Consider the following 22,968-nt stretch of genomic DNA (forward strand, 5'->3'; position numbering starts at 1 on the left):
GGCGATTTTCCTTACGCAGGGACTTATCGCTTATGGTGTAGTTTCTGGCCTTTGGAGCTAGACGACAATCAAAAGCGGAGAAGACCGTTTAGAAACGAAGTGGTAAGCAAGAAAGCCCAGAGTGGGTGCAGTTCCCACGTCGGGATTTATTGCTTACAACGCAGTTTCTGGTCTTCGGAGCTGGACGACAATCAAAAGCGGAGAAGACCGTTCAGAAACGAAGTGGTAAGCAAGAAAGCCCAGAGTGGGTGCTGTTCCCACGTCGGGATTTATTGCTTACAACGCAGTTTCTGGTCTTCGGAGCTGGACGACAATCAAAAGCGGAGAGAACCGGTTAGAAACGAAGAAATAAGTGAGAAGGCCCAGAGTAAGGCGATTTTCCTTACGCAGGGACTTATCGCTTATGGCGAAGTTTCTGGTTCTCGGAGCTAGACGACAATCAAAAGCGGAAAAGGCCGGTTAGAAACGGAACGATAAGTGAGAAGGCCCAGAGTAAGGCGATTTTCCTTACGCAGGGACTTATCGCTTATGGTGTAGTTTCTGGCCTTTGGAGCTAGACGACAATCAAAAGCGGAAAAGACCGTTCAGAAACGAAGAAATAAGTGAGAAAGCCCGGAGTAAGGCGTTTTTCCTTACGCAGGGATTTATCGCTTATGGCGAAGTTTCTGGTTCTCGGAGCTGGATGCAGAAAACTAAATCCGAGAACACGTAAGAAACCCCAGCCTCTCTCCTGCCTCCTGTCCTCACAAGAAAAACCGTCCATAAAGAACGGTTTTTACAAAACAGAAAGCAATTCCGGTATGAAAACAATCAAGCCGACACAAATAGCGGTAATGGCTGCAACAAAGACAGCACCCGCTGAGATATCCTTGATTAGGCCGACTGCTTTGCTTTGTTCTGGTGACAGGTGGTCCATCATGAGTTCGACGACTGTGTTAATCATCTCTGTCACGATGACAAAACCGATGCTTAAGAGCACAGCCGCCCACTCTGCTGCTTCTATACGAAACAGCACGCCCGCTAACAGAACAAGGAACGTCGCTATTGTATGGATCCGAAAATTCCTCTCATGGACAAATGTCCATCGAATACCGTTCCACGCATAGCGAAATCCAATGCCGGTCTTAGTTTTCTTCTCGTTTGAGTCCGAAGCCATTCAAAATCTCCTCTTGTCTTCCGAACATCTTCTTTTCATCTGCTTCATTCATATGATCATAGCCAAGCAAGTGGAGGAATCCATGTAAAGCAAGAAAACCAAGCTCGCGCTCCAAACTATGCTCATATTCCTCCGCCTGCTCTTTCGCCATATCAACGGAAATAATTATATCCCCGTAGACGACTGGAAGTTCTTCTCCAATAATCTGTGTCTCGCCTTCTCCTTCTTCTTGCATGGCAAAAGAGATAACATCTGTCGGGGTATCTTTTTGGCGATAATTTCGGTTAATCACCTGAATCTCCTCATTATCAACAAACGTAATAGAGATCTCCGCCTCCTTCGTAATGTCCTCTGCATCTGCAGCGTATTGAATTAATCTGTCAATCAGATCAATATAGTCTTCTGTGACAGAATTTGTATTATCATGAAAATCAATATGCATTAATTTGCCTCCTTCACTTTCTCTTCATCTGGGTATTCAATACGGGAATGGAATATCCCCGTAAGCGCCTGGCAGATTGCATCTTTTATCTCCTGCAAATCCTGCATGGTCAAAGGTGCACAATCAAGCTGGCCATCCATTAATTTGTCTTTGATAATAGAATCGACCAGACTGCGAATCTTCTCCTGTGTCGGTTCCTTCATGGAACGTACAGCTGCTTCTACCGAATCACAAATCGACAAAACCGCAGTTTCTTTTGTAGCGGGTCTTGGGCCAGGGTAACGATACGTGTCTTCGGTTACATCTTTATTATATTCCTTTTCTTTGTAATAAAAAAACTTCAATAACGACGTACCATGATGCTGTTTTGCCATATCCACAATTTCTTTCGGAAAATGGTTGTCCTGCAACATTTTGGCTCCATCATAAGGATGACGAATAATAATCTCTGCACTTTGGCGCGGTGATAAATGATCGTGCGGGTTTTTTCGGCCCATTTGATTCTCAATGAAAAGCTGCGGCTGTCTTGTTTTACCGAGGTCATGATAATAAGCACCTACTCTGGCGAGCAAACCATCGGCTCCGATGGCTTCGCATGCCGCTTCACTCAGATTTGCTACCATGATGCTGTGATGATATGTTCCTGGTGCGTCAGTCAAAATCTTTTTCAGCAGCGGATGATTTGGCTTCGAGAGCATGAGCAGTTTTGTCTCCGATAAAACGCCAAAACCTGTTTCAGCAAACGGTAGGATACCAGCAACAAGAATAACAGTAAGCAAGGCTGACAATGCTGCAAAACCGCAATAAATGATTATTACATCCCAGGTATATTTCTCGAAAGCAAAGAATACAAATAACAAAACACTAATAATTTGTACACTTCCCAAGAATAATAGCGCCTTTGCCATTGCTCCTTTTTCTTTCACATAACGTATAGCATAAACTGCCGCGAGCTGCGCAAAGAGAAAGTAAAGCGCAGCCTCCATATTGAGTGAACCGGGTATCTCATCATTCAGGATAACCCCAGCCAGTATACTGTAGACGATGCTGTAACAGATAGCAAATCGCTCACTTAATAAATGTCGAAACAGCACAGCGGCAACTGCAGTTGGCAGCAGCAAATAATAATGCGTTTCGGTAGATCCTATCACACTAATTAACTTAAGCAGGATAACAGATACGCAAATTAGCAAGAATACAAATAGCAGTACCGATTTATTTGCTTTCGTGTTTTTCTTTGTTGTATGTATGGTTTCAAATGATAATATGCCAGTCAGGAGTGCTAGCAGCAAGACGAGTCCAATCAGTGGCAGCACATTTCTCGTTGAATTTAACAAACCAACAAGCTCTAATTCCTCATATACATCATTTGTAATTGTCTGGCCTTCTTGTACAATTATCTCTCCTGCACGGATCATAACAGATGCAACGTTTTGCCGAGCTTCTGCTTTTTGAGAAGCAGTTGCTTGCGCATCAAATGAAGCATTCTGCACAATTGCAAAACTTGTCAGAGAACGCAGGGCTTCCTTCGTATTGCTGGAAACATCCGCATAGTTAATTCGCTCGCGCATTTCTTCCTGTCTCTTCTGCACCTCATCCCGTTTTACACCATCCTCCAAAAAGTCTGTCATCGCATCCGTAAAGACCTTTTCACTGATCTGTCTTTCTTCTGTTGGTATTTGGACAAGCTGGGCGATTTGCCGATCAGTCAGCTCTTCCTTAATCGATTCCGAAAGCAGCTGCTTGATGTCCTCGACTCTTTTATCTGTCGACTTTTCACTATCATTGACTTGCCCAATTGCAGTGAAAATTTCATCTACAGCATCTGTCTTCGCTTCGGTGATCTCTGCGGAAACGGTGTAGCGATCGTCTATTTGCTGTCCCGCTTCCTGCCGCTGCCTTTCTGTCTCTGCTTCGTTCTCAATTGTAATAGGCGACCGGATTGTTTCACTCGCTGTATCATAGATCTGCACATCATAATTTCTCGTCATTACGTTAGAAGCTGTCGCAATAAAGAAAAAGCACCCAAGCAGTAAAGCTCCGATTAGGATAATCGTACGATTACCGGTTTTGGCTTTCCTTTTGAACAGATTTGTGAACTTTTTACCAGCCACTTTCTATCCTCCTGTCCGCTCGAACGGAAAAAGACCCGATATCGGGCCTTTCGCTTTTTATTCTGATTCGTATGCGTCAATGATACGTTGTACAAGCGGGTGACGCACAACGTCTGTCTGTTTCAAGTAAGTGAAAAAGACACCTTTTACATTGCTAAGCCTTGTTTCCACAGAGCGTAAACCAGAAGCTGCGCCTTTTGGCAAGTCAATCTGTGTAATGTCGCCTGTAATAACCATTTTAGAACCAAAGCCAAGTCGTGTCAGAAACATCTTCATCTGGGCATTCGTTGTATTCTGAGCTTCATCCAAAATGACAAATGCGTCATCCAACGTACGTCCGCGCATATATGCAAGCGGCGCAATCTCTATTGTACCGCGCTCAATCAGTCTTGTTGTCTGCTCCAGTCCCATAACATCATGCAGTGCATCGTACAGAGGACGGAGATACGGATCTACCTTCTCCTTTAAATCACCCGGGAGGAATCCAAGGCTTTCCCCAGCTTCCACTGCTGGCCGGGTCAGGATAATCCGTTTGACAATACCTTTTTTCAAAGCATTGACGGCCATGACAACTGCCAAGTAGGTTTTACCCGTACCGGCAGGACCAATACCGAAAACTAAGTCATGCGATTTGATGCCATTCACATAGCTGCGCTGACCTAACGTTTTGACTCGAATTGATTTTCCTTTTGCATTCTTTGTTATTTCATCATCAAATAATGTTTCAAATTGATCAAGGCTGTCCTTTTTAGCCAATTCGACTGCATATACAACATCACGTTCCCCAATTGGGATTCCACGTCTAATGACAGCTGACAGGGCTTGCAGCAGCTCTTCGGTTAATCGTACATCTTCTTCTCTTCCGGTTACCCGAACTTCTTCACCGCGAGTCACGATGGATACTTGAAATTGTTCTTCAATTTGCTTAAGATGACGGTCTTCTGTACCGAATAAAGCTAATGTTTCATTGGTATCTTTTAATTGTAAGTTCACACGTTTCACGTCTTCGGGCATAATCAATCTCCTTGAGATAAAGGTTGAGATGTTGCAATATCTTCATTAACTTGAAAGTATAAGATTAATTTAACTTTACCATTCTCGACAGTCTCATGTAAAATTTTTTGAGAAATAATGTCAGACTCTTTGCCGATTTGCAGCTGAAGATCTTGATTAGCCAGCTTTACCGCCTGCGCTTTGGCTTCTTCTTTCGTCCGCTTCACCTGTTTGGAGACCCGCTCATATTCGGTAGTTTTCGTAACTCCTAAAGGAAGCTTCCAGCGGAGAAAACGTAAATAACGGGTAGAGGTTTGTTCTTGTGCGTCTTGATAGCCGGAATCACCGAACCCCCAAAACGGCACTCGAAACTTTTCACCAAACTGTGCAGCGTATTTGGTCTTCTGGTTGCCGCTCAGTACGGTATACGTTTCGTTAAGCGGAACAGATACAGATACATTATACCACGTACGAGCAATAACATTGCCTGTAGCAGCAACCTGTTTACGCGTGTCTTCCGGTTTTTCTGCTTCCTCTTCATCTGTTGCAGCAGGCGGATCCTTACCAATTAAACCGGATACTAAAACATCTCCAGGTTCCACATAATCATGGACTCCAACTTGCGGCGCCCCTTCTGAGACAAACATGTCCACAATGACACCCTTTTTTTTCGCAACAAGATGACGTGGTCCAGGTTGTTCCTTTTCTTTTACAATCGTCTTTGGCACACCTTCTAATGCATAGGTTGTCCCTTTTTCTTGCACTCCTATCCATAAAAGCTCAGGAATATCCTGTAATAACCGCTGCTGAATATCAACCGGCGCACCTAAAGTCAATTTGAATGCTCCTAGACGTACGCCATATTCGTCGAGCTGCGTTTCAATTTGATGCTCCAATTCGGGACTAACGCCTTTAATATCAATCTTCCAGACGGTATTGGAAAGGAGAAAGATACTTAATATGCTTATAAGAATACCTAGCAGCAAAGGTTTTTTACGCAAAATTGAAGTGAAGAGAAACGGAAAGCCATGCTTTGAACGAAATTGAACTTTATAGCCTGTCCTCCTTCGTTTCATGCGAAGCTTACTTATATCCTGCTTTCTGATTTTCGCTTCGCATGTTTGATGGTCCTGCTTGACGATATCCCAGACCAGAACCTTCTCCTGAACAAGCTGATTAAAAAACAGCTCTGGTCTATCGCCTTTTATTAGGACTGTTACATATCCAGTAAAGTAGATGTCCTGTGTGTGTTTCTTCATACGTACCTCCCCGCTCCGCATGCTTATGATTCGATGAATTTAAATTCCTTCATTTTTCCCTCAAGCAGTATTTCCTCCGGCAGCATGACCTTCAATACGAAGGACTCTCCTGTTATGAGCAGGAAACCTGTGTTAAGCCGCAGTCGAAGTTCGTTATCGGAAAAGAGGATTAACCCTCTGTGATTCTCGATATAGGCGTGAAAGTGACCAATGGTCGTTATACGAGGGAGTTCCAGCACCACATCAGCAGGCATATCTAGGTGCTCAGTGAACCAGTTTCCGATCCGCTGTTGCCATTTTTTCATCCTCATCAGCTCCCCTCAGCACATTCTATGTTGCAGAGAAGCAAGAAAGAACAATTGATGGGCAGATCTGGAAGGCAATCTGGAAGGCAATCTGGAAGGCAATCTGGAAGGCAATCTGGAAGGCAATCTGGAAGGCAATCTGGAAGGCAATCTGGAAGGCAATCTGGAAGGCAATCTGGAAGGCAATCTGGAAGGCAAAAAAGCGAGCCCTTAGCGGACTCGCTTTTTAAATGCTTGATGCGGTTTTTTTGCTCGCGATTCTCCCAGTATTTCAGACCAGATGACCTGTTCTGCCAGTTGTCTGCTACTTGGGCGCGTTATACGAATTGGTTTGGCAGCAGAATTGTTGGCATGCTGACGAGCAGGAACGGCTTTCTGAACTGACTTTACCTGTTCAATCGCATTATCAGCTCTGTGTATCAGCTCTTCTGCTGTCTGCTCTGCTTGCACTAATTCAGGTGCTTTTGTTTGTGTATGCTGCGCTGCGGGGCGCTCCTTGCTTTTGCTAGACTGTTTCTCCTGCCAGTTTTTCACTGGAGGCTGCGTCCGCCTTGGATCTTGTTTTTCTTGGTCACCTTTTTTACCAGCTTGATTGACCAAAAATACAATGCCAGCAATTACGAGCGGAACAAGAAACTGCAGTAAGTCGGACATGTTCCCGCCACCTTTCTAAAGCTTACAGCTCGTTATCTTCTTTGTCGCCTTGCGGTAAACCGCCGATGCTGTCTCGCATCGTCGTATCAGCATTGATATTTTGATAGTTCATATAATCCATTACACCCATGTTCCCGGAACGAAGCGCTTCAGCAAGGGCAAGTGGTACATCAGCTTCCGCTTCCACAACTTTTGCACGCATCTCTTGTACACGTGCCAAGTTTTCTTGCTCTTGTGCGACCGCCATTGCCCGGCGCTCTTCTGCTTTTGCTTGTGCGATATTTTTATCCGCCTCAGCTTGGTCTGTCTGCAGTATTGCGCCAATGTTTTTGCCAATATCAATATCAGCAATATCAATAGACAGAATTTCAAAAGCTGTTCCGGAATCCAAGCCGCGGTTCAATACATTATGAGAAATTTTATCTGGATTTTCCAAGACATTGGAATGGTTCTCCGAGCTACCAATTGTACTAACAATACCTTCCCCAACACGTGCGATGATCGTATCTTCACCGGCACCACCGACTAGACGGTCGATATTCGCTCGTACAGTAATTCGGGCTTTCGCTTTTACTTCGATACCATCAATCGCAACACCAGAGATAAAAGGTGTTTCAATTACTTTTGGATTAACACTCATTTGAACAGCTTCCAGCACATCACGGCCTGCCAAGTCAATTGCTGCAGAGCGTTCAAATGGCAATTCAATGTTCGCACGATGCGCTGCAATGAGTGCGTTGACGACACGGTCTACATTACCTCCAGCCAAGTAATGACTCTCCAACTGGTTGGTATCGACCTTCAGTCCCGCTTTATGTGCTTTAATGAGCGGGCTGATAACACGTGATGGTATAACACGTCGCAACCGCATTCCAACAAGCGTAAAGATGCTGATTTTAACACCCGCAGCTAAGGCACTAATCCACAATGCCACTGGTACGAATGTAAACAGGATGATCAATGCAATCAAAATGACTGCAGCGATAATAATTGGTACAAGAATTTCTTGGTTCATTTGTTTTCCTCCTCATTCGCCAAAGAGCTGACGATGATTTTCGTTCCCTCTGTACGAATAACAACTATTTCTTCTCCACTGGCAATGTATCTTCCGTCGGTGATCACGTCCAGCTTTTTGTCTTCGATCTCTGCCACACCTGTTGGACGCAAAGGCGTAGTCGTTGTGCCACGTTTGCCAATAAGCGAATCCAAACTGGGGATGCTATCGGGTCTTAGCGTATCTTGGAGAATCATCGGTTTGAACATGCCTTTTTCAAATCCGACAATGCGGATAACATAAACAACAGCCACAACGGTTACAATAAATGCAATGCTTATACTTATCATCATATCCGTTTTGTCTGCCGCTATGCGAAATAAAACCCAAAGCAGACCGATCATACCAAGCAGTCCCATCATGCCGCCTGGTACGAATAACTCCAGGACAAGTAAAATAATAGCTGCAGTCAAAAGAAGTATATCCGTACCGGATAAGAACCCTCCTGCAATGTGACCATAAAGGAAAACTCCAGCAGCGGCTACTCCAAGTATCCCTCCTGCTCCAAAACCAGGAGTGAACAGTTCAACCGCTAGTCCAGCAAATGCGATGGACAAAAGAATTGTTACAATAATTGGTGATGTAATCCACGACGCGATAGTATCGCCAAAAGAGAATGTTGCCGTTTGCAGGGTACTAACCTCAATATAGTGCAGCATGTGAATCCTCCTGAACGACTTGTTTGTTGCAGTTGTTATGTACAGTTTACTCTTACGTCTCAAATAAGAAAAGGTTTCATTTTTGGCGGCAGTATTTTCTAAAAGAAAATCCCAGCCACATTAGTGACTGGGATTTTCTCAGATATTCATATAACTATCAGTTAAGACAAGTGCTTATTCACGATTTTATTAACTAAAGAACCATCAGTTTTACCTTTTACTTTCGGCATGACAGCACTCATTACTGAGCCCATGTCTTTCTTGGAAGTAGCTCCTACCTCCGTGATGGTTTGTTTAATGACGTCTTCAAGTTCTTCTTCCGAAAGCTGTTCCGGCATATAACCTTTTAAAACTTGAAGCTCAGCTTCTTGTTTTTGTACCAGGTCATCGCGTCCAGCTTCTTGGAATTCTTGGAGGGAATCTTTTCGTTGTTTTACCTCTCGAGATAAAACGGTAAGTTCTTCATCTTCTGACAGCGTGTCATTACCAGTACGAATTGCTTCGTTTTGCAAGCTGGCTTTCACCATCCGGATTACGCTAAGCGTTTCCTTGTCCCTTGCTTTCATCGCAGTCTTCATATCCTGGTTCAGACGTTCTGTTAATGACATATCTCTTTGCACCCTCTTTACTTACTTACGCTTTCTAGCCGCCTCAGATTTTTTCTTGCGACGAACACTAGGTTTTTCGTAGAATTCACGCTTACGGTATTCAGATAGAGTACCGCTTTTAGAAACTGTGCGCTTAAAGCGACGAAGAGCATCTTCAAGAGACTCGTTTTTGCGAACGCGAGTAGTGTTTGACATGCTAATTTCCCTCCCTCCGAAGCATACAACAATGTGCTATCTCATATGCACTGCTGCATATGTCTTTGCTCATTATAATATAATGCTAAATCCTGGTCAATAGAAAGGTGCATAATACAGCATATTTCATGAAAAATACTATTAATAGTCGCTTGTACCTGCACCGCCGGCAATAATTTGTACGCCTGCGCTAGCACCAATTCGAGTAGCACCTGTCTCAATCATCGCCAGTGTAGCTTCACGATCACGAACGCCGCCGGAAGCTTTGACGCCGATATCTGGTCCGACAGTTTTACGCATCAAGGCGATATCAGCCACTGTCGCTCCTCCGCCGGAAAATCCAGTAGACGTTTTAACATAGTCTGCTCCAGCTTTTACGGCAAGCTCACAAGCTGTTACTTTTTCTTCTTCTGTCAGCAAAGCTGTTTCAATGATAACCTTTGTCAAAACGCCGTTAGCTGCTTCTGTAACCGCACGAATATCAGACTCAACCGTTACCAAATCACCTGATTTTAAAGCACCAATATTAATGACCATATCAATTTCTCCAGCGCCTTTTTCAATTGCATCCTTTGTCTCCAGCGCTTTTACAGCGCTAGTTGATGCACCAAGCGGGAAGCCAATAACCGTACAAACTTTTACATCTGTGCCTTGCAATTTATCTGCACAATAAGAAACCCAGTATGGATTTACACAAACAGAAGCAAACTTATGTGCTGCCGCTTCCTCGACAATGACATCAATCTGTTCTTTCGTAGCATCCGGTTTTAAGAGTGTGTGATCAATATATGCTGCAATGTTTTCCAAGTGAACTAACCCCTTTATAGTCAAGTTAAATAGATACGCTTGTTTTTTCCTCTTCCATGACGCGGACAAACTGGCCTTCGTTATATGGATAACCGGCTTTTGTCAGTTTTACGCGGACAATTTTACCGATCATATCTGGTGTTGCTTCAAATTTCACTTTCAGATAGTTGTCTGTATAGCCAACATATACTGTATTTGATTCGTTCTCATCATAAAGTTCTTCCGGAATAACTTCTAACACTTCATTTTCAAACTGGGAAGCATATTCCTTCGCTTGCTGATCAGAAAGCGCAATCAGACGATGCACACGCTCATTTTTGGTTTCATCATCCACTTGATCGGTCATACGTGCAGCCGGTGTCCCAGTCCGCTTGGAGTATGGAAATACATGAAGCTCGCTATAACCAACTTCTTGGATAAACCGATATGTCTCCATGAATTCCTCTTCCGTCTCACCTGGAAAACCTACGATAACATCACTTGTAATCGCTAAATTAGGCAATGCTTTCTTCACTTTTTCAATCTTGCTGCGGTAATAATCTGCGGAATATTTACGACGCATACGTGTCAGCACGGAGTCAGATCCCGACTGCAGCGGGATATGCAAATGACGGACAATCTTCTCGGACTCGTCCAGCACTTGAATCACTTCATCGGTAATTTGACTCGCTTCAATAGAAGAAATACGAATACGTTTCAAGCCGCGAACGTTTGCTTCTAATTCACGTAACAATTTAGCAAAATTATAATCTTGCATATCTTCGCCGTAACCAGCCGTATGAATGCCTGTAAGAACAATCTCCTTATAGCCGGCATCTACAAGCTGCTGTGCTTGATTCATCACATCCTCGGGGTTCCGAGAGCGCAAAAGACCGCGGGACCATGGGATGATACAGAAGGTACAGAAGTTGTTACAGCCTTCCTGAATTTTCAGAGAGGCACGTGTACGATCTGTAAATGCCGGCACATCCATTTCCTCGAATACGCGGTTCTTCATAATGTTGGAAACACCATTAATTGGTTCCTTCGTTTTCTTGAATTCTTCGATGTGCGCAATCATTTTATCGCGGCCTTGTGTACCAACTACGATATCAACTCCTGGAATTTCCATAATTTCACCAGGAGATGTTTGCGCATAACAACCCGTTACACAAATAACGCCCTCTGGGTTCTTACGTACAGCTCGGCGAATAATTTGACGGCTTTTTTTATCACCCGTATTCGTAACTGTGCAAGTGTTGATTACATACACATCAGACTGATGGTCGAAATCAACTCTTTCATAGCCTTCTGCCTTGAATTTCTGCCAGATACCTTCTGTTTCGTAATGATTCACTTTACAGCCTAATGTATGAAATGCCACTGTAGGCATGAAAAACACCTCATTCTTCAAAATGGTACGATAAACTAGCCAACATATACATGGGAGCAGTTTCCGTGCGTAAAATACGCGGTCCCAAACGAACAGGTAAGAAACCATTCTGCTGCAGCGAATCTGCCTCTGTTTCGCTAAATCCGCCTTCTGGTCCGACAACAACTAGTACATTATCTTCAGGAGAAATACTCTCAAAAACTACACGCAGCGGGTCTGCTTTCAGTCCTTTAGCAGCTTCTTCATAAGCGAACAATTTATGCTTGTATGTATCGCTGCTCTGCAGCAAGGCCTGAAAAGATAATACATCTTCTATTAAAGGTATTGTCTGACGGCTGGACTGCTCTGCAGCTTCCTTGGCAATCTTCTCAAGCCTTTGACGTTTCTTGTCTTTCTTTTTCTCATCCCATTTTACAACGGACCTGGCCGCCTGAAAAGGAACAAAACCAGCTGCTCCAAGTTCTGTACCTTTTTGCACAATCAACTCCAGTTTATCGCCTTTTGGCAATCCTTGCGCAATCGTGACCGATACCGGCATTTCCGTATTCAAGTCCAAGGACTCTGTTTCAGAAACCAAGACGGAGTCGGCAGTAAAAGCGTCTATCGTACACTTTGCCGCATGTCCGTCCGGATGGACACAGATAATTTGATCGCCTTCATTCATACGCATAACACGTATAATATGATGTGCATCTTGTCCATCTAACGTAATTTGGTCGTCCTGCCAATTGGCAGTTTCTACGAAATAGCGCTGCATCCGCTCACCTCTGCCTTAATTCTTTCTTGCAATAATCGCAACCCAATCTTCCATTTCATTTACTTCAACAATCTCAAAACCGGCATCTATTAATCCTTGTTTGACGTCGCCCTTCTTCTGGCTGATAATGCCGCTCGTAATGAACAAGCCGCCTGGTTTAATTCGTTTGTAAGCATCATCCGTAAATTTCAATATAATCTCAGCAAGGATGTTAGAAACAATAACATCTGCTTCCACAGCTACTCCTTCAAGCAAGTTATTTGCCTTCGCAGTAATTTTGTCAGCAGTATGATTAAGTTCCGCATTGATTAAGGTGCTCTTTACTGCAACGTCATCCAAATCGAAAGCATGTACATGGGCGGCACCGAGTAAAACAGCAGCAATACTTAAAACACCTGAACCAGAACCAACGTCAATAACTGTATCTCCCTTTTGGATATACCGTTCGATGGCCTGAACGCTCAACACAGTAGTCGGGTGGGTTCCTGTTCCAAACGCCATACCGGGGTCAAGTTCCATGATCACTTCATCACTAGCCACAGGCGTATATTCTTCCCATGTAGGGATTATGGTAAATTTCTCAGATATTTTGACTGGTTTATAATATTTCTTCCAAGCCGTAGACCAATCTTCCTCGTCTACCTCACTAACCGTCACATGATTTGTTCCGATATCGATTTGATAATCTACCAAGTTGGTAATGGCTGCTTTTATTTCATTTACTGTTTCATTCAGAAAACTATTTGTTGGCAAATAAGCTTTAACGTAAATACCTTCTGCAGGATAATCATCTGGATTTAACTCATAAATTTCTCCAAACGTTGTTTCGTAATCCTTTACCAAGTCTTCTGGATCTTGAATTACAACGCCGCTAGCACCTGCCTCATGCAAGATGTTGGAAATTGGTTCTATCGCTTCGTTCGTCGTATGAATACACAGTTCCGCCCATTTCACGTACACGTCACTCCTTTTATTAAGACTCACCTTTGAATGCACGTCTCATACGTGTAAAGATGCTATCATGCTGTTCACCAGCTGAATCATTGCCGCTAAGATCATTTAGTTCACGCAAGAGTTCTTTTTGACGATCTGACAAATTGGTAGGTGTCACAACGCGAATCTTGACATGCTGATCTCCTTGACCATACCCGCGGACATTTGGCGAACCTTTGCCTTTCAGTCGGAAGACGCGTCCTGTTTGTGTACCTGCAGGAACTTTCAGTTTTACTGCGCCATGTACTGTCGGCACTTCAATCTCATCACCTAGTGCAGCTTGCGCGAAGGTTATTGGCATCTCACAGTAGATGTTGTCGCCATCACGCTCAAAGAATTCATGACTGCGAACTTGAATTACGACGTATAGGTCTCCTGGAGGTCCACCATTGACGCCGGCTTCCCCTTTTCCGGATACACGGATTTGCTGGCCATCATCAATACCTGCAGGAATTTTAATATGGATGCTATTGCGTTTACGTACACGACCGGATCCTCCGCAAGTCTTACATTTATCCGGAATGATTTTACCCGTTCCGCTGCATGTATTACATACGCGTTTGTTTACGACACGGCCAAATGGTGTGTTTTGTTCCACATTAAGCTGGCCGCTCCCGTTACAATGCGTACATGTTTTCGGCTTCGTTCCCGGTTTGGCTCCGGATCCGTGACATGTATCACATTCTTCTTCTTTCGGAATCTCGATATCGGTCTCTTTTCCGAATATGGCTTCTTCAAATTTGAGTGTCATTGTATACTGCAAATCTGCACCCTGCCGCGGTGCATTAGGGTCTTGGCGACGGCCGCCACCGCCAAAGAACATATCAAATATATCACCGAAACCGCCGAAGTCCTGCGCTCCTGCTCCGCCGAATCCTTGACTTTGCGGCCCTGCATGACCGAATTGATCGTATTGTGCGCGCTTTTGTTCATTTCCTAGTATTTCATACGCTTCTTTTGCCTCTTTGAACTTATCAGCAGCGTCATCTGCTTTGTTCACATCTGGATGGTATTTGCGCGCAAGTTTACGATATGCTTTCTTAATCTCTTCCTTTGGTGCGTCCTTGCCGACGCCCAGCACATCGTAGTAGTCCCGCTTACTCACTGACAATCACTCTCCCGACTCTTCTTTTTGCATAAATTTTATCATACCATTAAGCATTACAGTCAGCAAACCCGCTGAACATGTAACAAGTCAAAGCCTGCTCACGAGCGGCTTTGACTTGTAGGGTGTTACATCATTCTGCTAGTTGCTTATTTCTTGTCTTCGTCTTTTACTTCTTCAAAGTCAGCATCGACAACATCATCGCCTGCTTGTTGGCCATCTTGACCTGCTTCAGCTTGCTGTGCTTGTGCAGCTTGCTCATACAGTTTCACAGAAAGTGCTTGCACTTGTTCAGAGAGCGCATCTTTCTTCGCTGTGATTTCTTCAAGATCAGTACCTTCTAGTGCTTTTTGAAGTTCTTCTTTTGCTGCTTCTGCTTTTTGTTTGTCTTCATCAGAAACATTCTCAGCAAGATCTTTCAACGTTTTATCTGTTTGGAAGATAAGCTGATCTGCTTCATTGCGAAGATCTACTTCTTCGCGGCGTTTTTTATCTTCTTCCGCGTTTTCTTCCGCTTCTTTTACCATTTTTTCTACTTCATCATCAGAAAGACCTGAAGAAGATTTAATCGTAATAGATTGCTCTTTATTTGTACCCATATCTTTCGCACGTACGTTTACGATACCATTAGAATCGATATCAAAGGATACTTCGATTTGCGGTACGCCGCGTGGTGCTGGCGGGATATCGGACAATTGGAAACGGCCAAGCGTTTTATTGTTTGCTGCCATTTCGCGCTCCCCTTGAAGTACGTGAATATCTACAGAAGGCTGATTGTCAGCTGCAGTAGAGAATGTTTGGGACGCACTTGTAGGAATCGTGGTGTTTCTTTCGATTAGCTTCGTGAACACGCCGCCCATTGTTTCGATACCAAGAGAAAGTGGTGTAACGTCAAGAAGTACAACGTCTTTTACATCACCTTGCAAGACACCACCCTGAATTGCTGCACCAAGTGCAACAACTTCATCCGGGTTAACCCCTTTAGAAGGTTCTTGACCAGTTTCTTTTTTGATTGCTTCTACAACTGCAGGAATACGAGTAGAACCACCAACAAGGATAACTTTATCAATTTCGCTTGCAGAAAGGTCTGCATCACGCAATGCTTGACGAGTTGGTCCCATTGTACGTTCTACTAAGTCAGCAGACAGCTCATCGAATTTCGCACGAGATAGAGAAAGTTCCAAGTGAAGCGGACCTTCTGCTCCTGCTGTGATGAACGGCAAGGAAACTTGTGTTTGTGTTACACCAGAAAGATCTTTTTTCGCTTTTTCAGCTGCATCTTTCAAGCGCTGCATTGCCATTTTATCTTTAGAAAGGTCAATGCCATTTTCTTTTTTGAATTCCGCAACAAGATGATCAATGATTACTTGGTCAAAATCATCACCGCCAAGACGGTTGTCACCTGCAGTGGATACTACTTCAAACGTACCGTCACCGATGTCAAGGATAGATACGTCAAACGTACCGCCGCCAAGGTCATAAACAAGGATTGTTTGATCTTCTTCTGTGTTGATACCGTAAGCAAGTGCTGCGGCAGTAGGCTCGTTGATAATACGCTCAACTTCAAGACCTGCGATTTTACCAGCATCTTTTGTAGCTTGACGCTCTGCATCGTTGAAGTATGCAGGAACAGTTACGACTGCTTTATCAACTGTATCACCAAGATATTCTTCTGCGAATGACTTGATGTACTGCAGGATGATAGCAGAGATCTCTTGAGGCGTATAAGATTTGCCCTCAATTTCTACTTTATAATCTGTACCCATATGACGCTTGATGGACTGGATTGTGTTCGGGTTCGTAATCGCTTGACGCTTCGCTACTTCACCGATTTGTCTTTCTCCGTTTTTAAAAGCAACAACAGATGGTGTTGTACGGTTTCCTTCCGGATTCGGAATGACGCGTGCTTCGCCACCTTCCATTACAGACACACAAGAGTTTGTTGTACCTAAGTCAATACCAATGATTTTACCCATTTTGTATTTTTCCTCCTTTTAAAGCATATGTAGTGCTTATGAATTCACTTGTACCATAGCCGGTCGAATGACGCGGTCTTTTAACTTGTAGCCTTTTTGCAGTTCTTGTACAACTGTATTTGGCTCATAATCTGCATTTTCCACCTGCATAACTGCTTGGTGCTGATGCGGATCGAAAGGCTGTCCAACTGTTTCGATAGCTTCGATTCCTTGCTTGTCGAAAGCCTCTAACAATTGACGATGTACCATGCGGATTCCATCGACAAACCCTTTATTCGCTTCCTCATCTTGTACAGTTTGAAGAGCGCGGTCCAAGTTGTCGACAACTGGAAGCAAGGCTTCCGCTAAATCCTGTGATCTATATTTGCTGGCAGCTTCCTTTTCCTTCTGTGTACGTTTGCGGAAGTTATCATATTCCGCTTGTACGCGTAACAGACGTTCCTGGAGATCATTTTTCTCCTGTTCAATCTGTGTCAGACCTTCGCTGCCTTCAGCGTTCGTTTCGGATTCTTCAGCTGTATCTGCATCAATTACTTCTGCTTCTGCAGCTTCCTGTTCTTCGCTTTGGTTCAAATTTTCTTTTTCTTCATTTGCCATGATGGTCACCTCCTGAAAAAGCATTGCTTATATGAAAGGCTTGCTAGTGAAAGCAAGCCATATTCAACTTCATCTCTGCCAGTCCTGGTACGCACTGGTCAGTTTGTTCGATAAGACATGCATCAGCGACAGCACCCGGGAATATTCCATCCTCGTAGGTCCTAGCAGTGCAACTGTTCCCATATGCACGCCGTCCGCTGAATAGCTGGCAGTCACAAAGCTGCAATCCTGCATGGCATCTAGTTTATTTTCGGTGCCGATTGCAACATGCAAACCGTTCTGCTCACCTCTAAGAAGATGGGCCAAACTCTCGCCTTCTTCTTCTATCATTGTATAAAGAGAGCGTATCTTGTTTATATCTTGAAAATCAGGCTGCATCAAAATGTTTGCCTTGCCTCCAAAATAAAGCTTCAGCGGCTGGTCGGAATCAATGAATGAACGCAGATAAGCGAAAATTGTATCAAAGTTTTCCGTATGCTGCTTCAGCAGTTCCCGTACTTCCGTTCGTAATCTGCCAGGCACCATCATGAGCGGCACACCAGCCAAACGGTCATTCAGGATGTTCACAACTCGTTCCATCTCGCTATGGTGCATTCCATCCGGTATACGAAAAGATTTATGCTCCACATGTCCTGTATCTGTTACAAGGAGTAAGACAGCAGTAAAATCAGATAAAGTCAGAAGCTGTATGTGTTTCAGCTTCGTCTCCAGCATCTCAGGTCCCAATATAATACTAGTGTAATTGGTCAACTCCGATAAAAGTGCTGCTGATTGCTGCACAACTTCCTCCATCTCGCGCATATTAGCCGAGAATGTCTGTTTAATTGCTGACGTATCCTGCCGCGATAGATGAAACGGCGTCAGTAGATGATCCACGTAGAAGCGATATCCTTTTTCGGAAGGAACCCTTCCCGAAGAGGTATGCGTCTTCTCGATCAAGCCGAGCTGTTCCAGTTCAGCCATATCATTGCGGATCGTCGCCGCGCTGTAGGAAACTTCCTGCTTCGTTGAAATAGCACGCGAGCCAATTGGCTGCGCCGTTTCAATAAAGTCGTCGACAATCACTTGAAGGATACGCAGCTGTCTTTCTGTCAGCATGATCATCACCTCGATTAGCACTCTTGTTTGGTGAGTGCTAAATATACATATAAGGTAACAAAGCCTAGATAAATTGTCAATTCGAAACGCTTGCTGGTTCTTCCTCTAAAAGAAACTCTTGAAAGACGTCATTTCCGAACAAGAAACCGTCCTCCGTCATGGCAACATGCGCGTCATCTTCAATGAGCCAGCCCTTCGCAATCAGGCGATCCAATGCCTCGCGGTAGACATCTGTAAGTGCAATGCCATACTTCTGTAGAAATGCTTCTTTACTGACTCCAGATTTTTTTCGCAGTCCGAGGAACAGTTCTTCTTCAATTCGTTCTTTTCGACCAATAGGATCTTCGTGCAGTACAGGTATACCATTTTCGTTTGCTTGCTTTAAATAAGCAGGAAGCGGACGAATATTAATGATACGGCGTTCCGGCAAATAGCCATGAGCACCAGCACCAAGACCATAATAAAAGTCATTGTTCCAATAAGCAAGATTATGCTGGCTCTCTTTGCCAGGAACTGCGAAGTTGCTTACTTCGTATTGCTGGCGGCCGTGCGCTTTCATTTCATCACGCAGCAGATTGTACATCTCTGCTTCTAACTCTTCCGGCGCTTTTTTTAATGTCCCTTTTTTATAACGCTGGTAAAAGACTGTCTTTGGCTCAATTTGCAGCGAATAAGAAGAATAATGCGGAAGATCAAACTGCAGTGCTTCTTCCACAGTATGCCCAAACTGTTCCAATGTCTGCCCTGGCAAGGCATAAATCAAATCAATACTAATATTGTCAAAACCAGCTTGCTTTAGCAAATCAAGACTCTCATAGACATGTTTTACTCGATGCAGCCTGCCGATAGCCTCCAGTAGTTTATCATCGAAAACCTGGACACCAAGAGAGATCCGGTCTACACCGTAAGCTCTCAACAGGTCGGCTTTTTCCTTCGTCAAATCACCAGGGTTAGCTTCAAATGTATATTCTTTCGCTCCATGTACATCAAATGCCTGATCAACACTTTTCAGCACATGCTCCAGCTGCCGCATATTCAAAGCCGTCGGCGTACCGCCGCCGACAAAAATAGTATTCATTTGCTTTCTGTTCGGAACATAATGCTGGATTTCTTTCCGCAATGCCTCGACATAATCATCTGCACTGTCTTCCCGGTAGAAAAACTTTGTGAAATCACAATAATGACAGAGCTGTTCACAAAATGGGATATGGATATAAGCGGATTTTACTTCGTCCATCATGATGCCTCCTTCCGCAATGACAAACCCTTGTCATAAAGGACAAGGGTTGTCTGTTTTCTATTATTCATCATCCATTTGAAGGATGGCCATAAATGCTTCTTGTGGAACTTCTACAGAACCAACCATCTTCATCCGTTTCTTACCTTCTTTTTGCTTTTCAAGCAATTTACGTTTACGAGAGATATCCCCGCCGTAACATTTGGAAAGAACGTTTTTACGTATTGCTTTAATATTGGATCGTGCCACAATCTTGTTCCCGATTGCCGCTTGCACAGGTACCTCAAACTGCTGACGAGGTATAAGTGCCTTTAATTTTTCCACAATAGATTTACCGCGGTCAAAGGCAAAGTCTCTGTGTACGATAAAAGACAGCGCATCAATGGTATCACCATTAAGAAGAATATCCATTTTTTGAAGCTCAGATGCTTTGTAGCCAATCAGTTCATAATCGAAGCTGGCATAGCCTTTTGTTTGAGACTTCAGTTGATCAAAGAAGTCGTAAACAATCTCTGAAAGCGGAATCTCATAGACAACGTTCACGCGCACATCATCCAAGTACTGCATATCTTGGAAATCACCGCGTTTTTTCTGACATAACTCCATCACTGTACCAACATAATCATTCGGTACCATAATTGTTGCTTTCACGTACGGTTCTTGTACTTCTGTACGGGATTGTGCATCTGGCATATCTGCTGGGTTGTCGACACGCACTTCACTGCCGTCAGTCATAATAACATTATAAATAACACTTGGAGCTGTGGTAATTAAATCAATATTGAATTCACGTTCAATACGTTCTTGAATAATCTCCATATGCAAAAGCCCCAAAAATCCACAACGGAAGCCAAACCCAAGCGCTTGGGAAGTTTCTGCTTCATATTGCAGGGAGCTATCATTCAATTCCAGTCGTTCAAGTGCTTCTCGCAAGTCATTGTAATTGCTCGCATCGACTGGGAACAATCCACAATACACCATTGGATTCAATCTTCTATAGCCAGGCAGCGCCTCGGCAGCTGGGTTATTAGCAAGCGTGATTGTATCACCAACACGTGTGTCACTGACATTTTTGATGGAAGCCGTTAAGTAACCAACATCACCGACTACAAGCTCGTCCTTTTTAATAGGTACTGGATTGAAGACACCGACTTCGTTGACTTCAAATTCCTTGCCCGTCGCCATCATTTTAATCTTGTCACCGACTTTTACAGAACCTTCTTTGATACACGTATACGCTACAACCCCTCGGTAAGAGTCGTATAGAGAATCAAAGATTAACGCCTTTAGCGGCTCCTCATCATTTCCTTGCGGCGGCGGAATTCGATCCACAATCGCCTCTAGAATTTCTTCTATACCGATACCGGCTTTTGCGGACGCCAAAATAGCATCACTTGCATCAATTCCGATAACATCTTCAATCTCCTGTTTCACGCGATCTGGATCGGCACTTGGCAAATCAATCTTGTTGATAACCGGAATGATTTCCAAGTCATTGTCCATCGCCAAATAGACGTTGGCTAATGTTTGGGCTTCAATACCTTGCGCTGCATCCACTACTAGGATTGCACCCTCACAGGCTGCCAAACTCCGAGAAACCTCATATGTAAAATCGACATGTCCCGGTGTATCTATCAAGTGGAATATATAAGTGTCGCCGTTTTCACGTTCATACTCCAGCTGGACTGCATTTAATTTGATCGTAATCCCGCGTTCTCTTTCCAGATCCATTCCATCTAAGTACTGTGCTTTCATTTCACGCGCAGTTAATGCTTTTGTTTTCTCCAGAATACGGTCAGCCAATGTAGACTTCCCGTGATCGATGTGGGCAATGATCGAGAAATTACGCACATGCTGCTGATTTCGTCTGTTCTTCTCTACCAATCAAAATCACTCCTAAATTGTCCGAAGCTGTCTGCTAAGAGACAGCCGTAACAATAACTAGCATTGATTATAGCAATTGCACCTCGTTTATTCAATGTTTTTACGCGCTTTTGCATCAGCCAAACAAGGCGATAGAGAGCTGTTCAATCGCTGTAATGATAACAGAACAGATACCAGTGAACACACTTCCAAGGCCGCTAGCCAGCTGCTGGATGACCGAGCTGTCTGCGTCTTCATCCGAAATCGGTGGTGTCTTTTCATTTATTTGCTCTCCCTTTGCGCCCTCATCCTCGGGAATACCGATGGACGCAGAGGCGGTCAGCTGCTCGTTCTGCTTACTTACTGGCAGCTCAGCTTGCTGGACATCCTCTTTTTCCATGCCAATCAGAATACCGCCAAAAAACAATGTCAGCATAGCCAGTATCATTACAACATATTTCATTGCGCTTGCCCTCCTTGTACTTTTTCAGCATCCCAGTAATAATCCGCAAATATTTCCGCAAACAGCTCAGCTGTTCTAGTTGCTTCTTCTACAGTATTGCCAGCTCCTCCGATTTCCAAAAGTGCAGCCTTATCAGAAACATCCTGGTTATACACCCCATCAACACCCGCGCCTTGTTTTGTTATTACGCCGCGACTAAGCCCAGGATATTCAGCTTCGATTTTCTCATGAAGATCTGTGGCTAGCTTTAAGTTCTTTTCGTAATCTTTGTTTTCCGCACCAACTACAAATACGACTTTGGCATACACATCACCGTTAATTTCCTTGGTCGTATCTTTCCGCTTCAAGCTGTCACGATGAATATCAAATACAAAAGCAAGATCTTTATTCTTTGATACAGCCGCTTCTACTACTGGGCGCGACGCCTCGTATGATTGGTGATATGCCATACCTTTCTCATTGAGAATAGCCCCTATATCTGTTTGGTCAGTAACTGTGCCAATACCGAGTTCTTCCAATCGTTTCGCCATTGCTTCACCTGCGTCAGTTACATTTGCATTTTTGTTATACGCTGTTTCTTGCTGCTTAGCATCTAATGATGGCAGGTAAGACTCTTGATTGTGGGTATAGTAGATGAACACAACATCTTTATCACCAGTAGAAGGAGCTGTATTTTTGTTTTCTTCCGGTTTTGTCTCTTTCTCCTCTTCTGGTTCCTTTTCCTTCTCTGTATCGGCCGGTGGTTCTTCTTCTATCACATGGTCCGGCTGGCCGGATTCTATCGGAAGGTTGGTATAGTTCGTTCCTTCACCTGCGATAACGATTTGATTCTCATAGAGCGAGAAGCCCGGAATTTCCGACCCCAGCAATGTTCTTGGATCATCTGGCTTTATCGTAGTCATCATCTGCAGCAAAAGATCTGCTAGCTGAATGGAAGGTGTTTCATCTGTTTGCATACTTTGAAAGACTTTATTTTCATTGCTGAGCAGATGCAGGTAGACACCGCTGTCCATCTGCCTTGTCCACTCTGTGAGCGCTTGAGAAGACAATCGATAAGCCGGACCAGCAGATGTCATTGCTGCGATACCAGTCAGCAAAAACAAAACAGAACAGATTAGAATTAAGGTACGTTTATAAATAAACAGCACACCCGTGCGTTTGCGCTGATAGCCTTTCTTCTTTTTTCTCACAAAAGAAGCTCCTCTCTTTTCGAATCTAGCTGAACTCTACTAGAATCTATGAGAGAGAAGCTGCAAGTAGA

23 protein-coding genes are annotated in these 22,968 nt (G+C 43.9%); all 23 read right to left on the minus strand.

The annotated features are described in order from the left end of the window. Positions 1–775: 775 nt before the first annotated feature. The 23 genes from KS242_RS10510 to spoIIP all read right to left on the minus strand — a co-directional run bounded on the left by KS242_RS10510 (position 776) and on the right by spoIIP (position 22,897). On the minus strand, positions 776–1,156 hold the full coding sequence (locus KS242_RS10510) for a diacylglycerol kinase family protein (protein ID WP_217321307.1): 381 nt from the start codon (positions 1,154–1,156) through the stop codon (positions 776–778). Beyond that, positions 1,125–1,598, minus strand: coding sequence for an rRNA maturation RNase YbeY (gene ybeY / locus KS242_RS10515; RefSeq protein ID WP_217321308.1), 474 nt, complete (start codon positions 1,596–1,598; stop codon positions 1,125–1,127). Before ybeY ends, KS242_RS10510 begins: the two co-directional genes overlap by 32 nt. Further along, positions 1,598–3,712, minus strand: coding sequence for an HD family phosphohydrolase (locus KS242_RS10520; protein WP_254391687.1), 2,115 nt, complete (start codon positions 3,710–3,712; stop codon positions 1,598–1,600). Before KS242_RS10520 ends, ybeY begins: the two co-directional genes overlap by 1 nt. Before the next feature lie 57 nt (positions 3,713–3,769). After that, positions 3,770–4,726 carry a PhoH family protein gene (locus tag KS242_RS10525; protein ID WP_097041509.1) on the minus strand — a complete coding sequence of 319 codons (957 nt, stop codon included), beginning with the start codon at positions 4,724–4,726 and terminating at the stop codon, positions 3,770–3,772. Between the two features lie 2 nt (positions 4,727–4,728). Then, positions 4,729–5,964: a sporulation protein YqfD gene (gene yqfD, locus KS242_RS10530; RefSeq protein WP_217321309.1), complete on the minus strand. Its 1,236-nt coding sequence runs from the start codon at positions 5,962–5,964 to the stop codon at positions 4,729–4,731. A 23-nt stretch (positions 5,965–5,987) separates the two neighbouring features. Next, a complete protein-coding gene (yqfC, locus tag KS242_RS10535) occupies positions 5,988–6,269 on the minus strand; it encodes a sporulation protein YqfC (protein WP_179106540.1) in 282 nt (93 codons plus the stop codon). 210 nt (positions 6,270–6,479) lie between these two features. After that, the gene (locus KS242_RS10540) at positions 6,480–6,923 is read right to left on the minus strand and encodes a hypothetical protein (protein ID WP_217321310.1); all 444 of its coding nucleotides are present in this window, start codon (positions 6,921–6,923) and stop codon (positions 6,480–6,482) included. A gap of 22 nt (positions 6,924–6,945) precedes the next feature. After that, positions 6,946–7,938 (minus strand): flotillin-like protein FloA, encoded by a 993-nt coding sequence (gene floA / locus KS242_RS10545; protein WP_077308584.1) that lies wholly within the window; start codon positions 7,936–7,938, stop codon positions 6,946–6,948. Next, positions 7,935–8,636 carry an NfeD family protein gene (locus KS242_RS10550; RefSeq protein ID WP_217321311.1) on the minus strand — a complete coding sequence of 234 codons (702 nt, stop codon included), beginning with the start codon at positions 8,634–8,636 and terminating at the stop codon, positions 7,935–7,937. Before KS242_RS10550 ends, floA begins: the two co-directional genes overlap by 4 nt. Positions 8,637–8,797: 161 nt before the next feature. Further along, positions 8,798–9,244, minus strand: coding sequence for a GatB/YqeY domain-containing protein (locus tag KS242_RS10555; protein ID WP_217321312.1), 447 nt, complete (start codon positions 9,242–9,244; stop codon positions 8,798–8,800). A 21-nt stretch (positions 9,245–9,265) separates the two neighbouring features. Continuing rightward, positions 9,266–9,439, minus strand: a complete 174-nt coding sequence (gene rpsU / locus KS242_RS10560) for a 30S ribosomal protein S21 (protein ID WP_077308578.1) — start codon at positions 9,437–9,439, stop codon at positions 9,266–9,268. Between the two features lie 141 nt (positions 9,440–9,580). Then, positions 9,581–10,246 carry a deoxyribose-phosphate aldolase gene (deoC, locus tag KS242_RS10565; RefSeq protein ID WP_217321313.1) on the minus strand — a complete coding sequence of 222 codons (666 nt, stop codon included), beginning with the start codon at positions 10,244–10,246 and terminating at the stop codon, positions 9,581–9,583. A gap of 25 nt (positions 10,247–10,271) precedes the next feature. Continuing rightward, positions 10,272–11,618 (minus strand): tRNA (N(6)-L-threonylcarbamoyladenosine(37)-C(2))-methylthiotransferase MtaB, encoded by a 1,347-nt coding sequence (gene mtaB, locus KS242_RS10570; RefSeq protein ID WP_217321314.1) that lies wholly within the window; start codon positions 11,616–11,618, stop codon positions 10,272–10,274. A gap of 10 nt (positions 11,619–11,628) precedes the next feature. Continuing rightward, complete coding sequence (locus KS242_RS10575) at positions 11,629–12,375, minus strand: 16S rRNA (uracil(1498)-N(3))-methyltransferase (RefSeq protein ID WP_217321315.1); 747 nt, start codon at positions 12,373–12,375, stop codon at positions 11,629–11,631. A 15-nt stretch (positions 12,376–12,390) separates the two neighbouring features. After that, positions 12,391–13,329, minus strand: a complete 939-nt coding sequence (gene prmA / locus KS242_RS10580; protein WP_217321316.1) for a 50S ribosomal protein L11 methyltransferase — start codon at positions 13,327–13,329, stop codon at positions 12,391–12,393. 19 nt (positions 13,330–13,348) lie between these two features. After that, positions 13,349–14,473 (minus strand): molecular chaperone DnaJ, encoded by a 1,125-nt coding sequence (gene dnaJ / locus KS242_RS10585; protein ID WP_217321317.1) that lies wholly within the window; start codon positions 14,471–14,473, stop codon positions 13,349–13,351. Positions 14,474–14,622: 149 nt separating this feature from the next. Next, positions 14,623–16,449, minus strand: coding sequence for a molecular chaperone DnaK (gene dnaK / locus KS242_RS10590; protein ID WP_217321318.1), 1,827 nt, complete (start codon positions 16,447–16,449; stop codon positions 14,623–14,625). 36 nt (positions 16,450–16,485) lie between these two features. Further along, positions 16,486–17,046, minus strand: a complete 561-nt coding sequence (gene grpE, locus KS242_RS10595) for a nucleotide exchange factor GrpE (protein ID WP_097041532.1) — start codon at positions 17,044–17,046, stop codon at positions 16,486–16,488. 69 nt (positions 17,047–17,115) lie between these two features. Continuing rightward, positions 17,116–18,144, minus strand: coding sequence for a heat-inducible transcriptional repressor HrcA (gene hrcA / locus KS242_RS10600; RefSeq protein ID WP_217321319.1), 1,029 nt, complete (start codon positions 18,142–18,144; stop codon positions 17,116–17,118). Positions 18,145–18,220: 76 nt separating this feature from the next. Next, complete coding sequence (gene hemW, locus KS242_RS10605) at positions 18,221–19,381, minus strand: radical SAM family heme chaperone HemW (protein ID WP_217321320.1); 1,161 nt, start codon at positions 19,379–19,381, stop codon at positions 18,221–18,223. Between the two features lie 63 nt (positions 19,382–19,444). After that, on the minus strand, positions 19,445–21,265 hold the full coding sequence (lepA, locus tag KS242_RS10610; RefSeq protein WP_217321321.1) for a translation elongation factor 4: 1,821 nt from the start codon (positions 21,263–21,265) through the stop codon (positions 19,445–19,447). 115 nt (positions 21,266–21,380) lie between these two features. Further along, positions 21,381–21,707 carry a hypothetical protein gene (locus KS242_RS10615; protein ID WP_217321322.1) on the minus strand — a complete coding sequence of 109 codons (327 nt, stop codon included), beginning with the start codon at positions 21,705–21,707 and terminating at the stop codon, positions 21,381–21,383. Beyond that, entirely contained in the window at positions 21,704–22,897 is a 1,194-nt protein-coding gene (gene spoIIP / locus KS242_RS10620; protein ID WP_254391688.1) for a stage II sporulation protein P, read from the minus strand. Before spoIIP ends, KS242_RS10615 begins: the two co-directional genes overlap by 4 nt. Positions 22,898–22,968 lie beyond the last annotated feature (71 nt).

The sequence above is a fragment of the Terribacillus sp. DMT04 genome (assembly GCF_019056395.1).
GTDB lineage: Bacteria > Bacillota > Bacilli > Bacillales > Amphibacillaceae > Terribacillus > Terribacillus aidingensis_A.

What these genes read in the sequence shown, in the direction of transcription:
- hemW (WP_217321320.1), bottom strand. Translation starts at nt 19,381, where the DNA reads ATGGACGAAGTAAAATCCGCTTATATCCATATCCCATTTTGTGAACAG.
- KS242_RS10575 (WP_217321315.1), bottom strand. Translation starts at nt 12,375, where the DNA reads ATGCAGCGCTATTTCGTAGAAACTGCCAATTGGCAGGACGACCAAATT.
- yqfD (WP_217321309.1), bottom strand. Translation starts at nt 5,964, where the DNA reads ATGAAGAAACACACACAGGACATCTACTTTACTGGATATGTAACAGTC.
- KS242_RS10510 (WP_217321307.1), bottom strand. Translation starts at nt 1,156, where the DNA reads ATGGCTTCGGACTCAAACGAGAAGAAAACTAAGACCGGCATTGGATTT.
- KS242_RS10615 (WP_217321322.1), bottom strand. Translation starts at nt 21,707, where the DNA reads ATGAAATATGTTGTAATGATACTGGCTATGCTGACATTGTTTTTTGGC.
- KS242_RS10540 (WP_217321310.1), bottom strand. Translation starts at nt 6,923, where the DNA reads ATGTCCGACTTACTGCAGTTTCTTGTTCCGCTCGTAATTGCTGGCATT.
- mtaB (WP_217321314.1), bottom strand. Translation starts at nt 11,618, where the DNA reads ATGCCTACAGTGGCATTTCATACATTAGGCTGTAAAGTGAATCATTAC.
- yqfC (WP_179106540.1), bottom strand. Translation starts at nt 6,269, where the DNA reads ATGAAAAAATGGCAACAGCGGATCGGAAACTGGTTCACTGAGCACCTA.
- KS242_RS10550 (WP_217321311.1), bottom strand. Translation starts at nt 8,636, where the DNA reads ATGCTGCACTATATTGAGGTTAGTACCCTGCAAACGGCAACATTCTCT.
- dnaK (WP_217321318.1), bottom strand. Translation starts at nt 16,449, where the DNA reads ATGGGTAAAATCATTGGTATTGACTTAGGTACAACAAACTCTTGTGTG.
- rpsU (WP_077308578.1), bottom strand. Translation starts at nt 9,439, where the DNA reads ATGTCAAACACTACTCGCGTTCGCAAAAACGAGTCTCTTGAAGATGCT.
- grpE (WP_097041532.1), bottom strand. Translation starts at nt 17,046, where the DNA reads ATGGCAAATGAAGAAAAAGAAAATTTGAACCAAAGCGAAGAACAGGAA.
- KS242_RS10525 (WP_097041509.1), bottom strand. Translation starts at nt 4,726, where the DNA reads ATGCCCGAAGACGTGAAACGTGTGAACTTACAATTAAAAGATACCAAT.
- ybeY (WP_217321308.1), bottom strand. Translation starts at nt 1,598, where the DNA reads ATGCATATTGATTTTCATGATAATACAAATTCTGTCACAGAAGACTAT.
- KS242_RS10555 (WP_217321312.1), bottom strand. Translation starts at nt 9,244, where the DNA reads ATGTCATTAACAGAACGTCTGAACCAGGATATGAAGACTGCGATGAAA.
- floA (WP_077308584.1), bottom strand. Translation starts at nt 7,938, where the DNA reads ATGAACCAAGAAATTCTTGTACCAATTATTATCGCTGCAGTCATTTTG.
- hrcA (WP_217321319.1), bottom strand. Translation starts at nt 18,144, where the DNA reads ATGCTGACAGAAAGACAGCTGCGTATCCTTCAAGTGATTGTCGACGAC.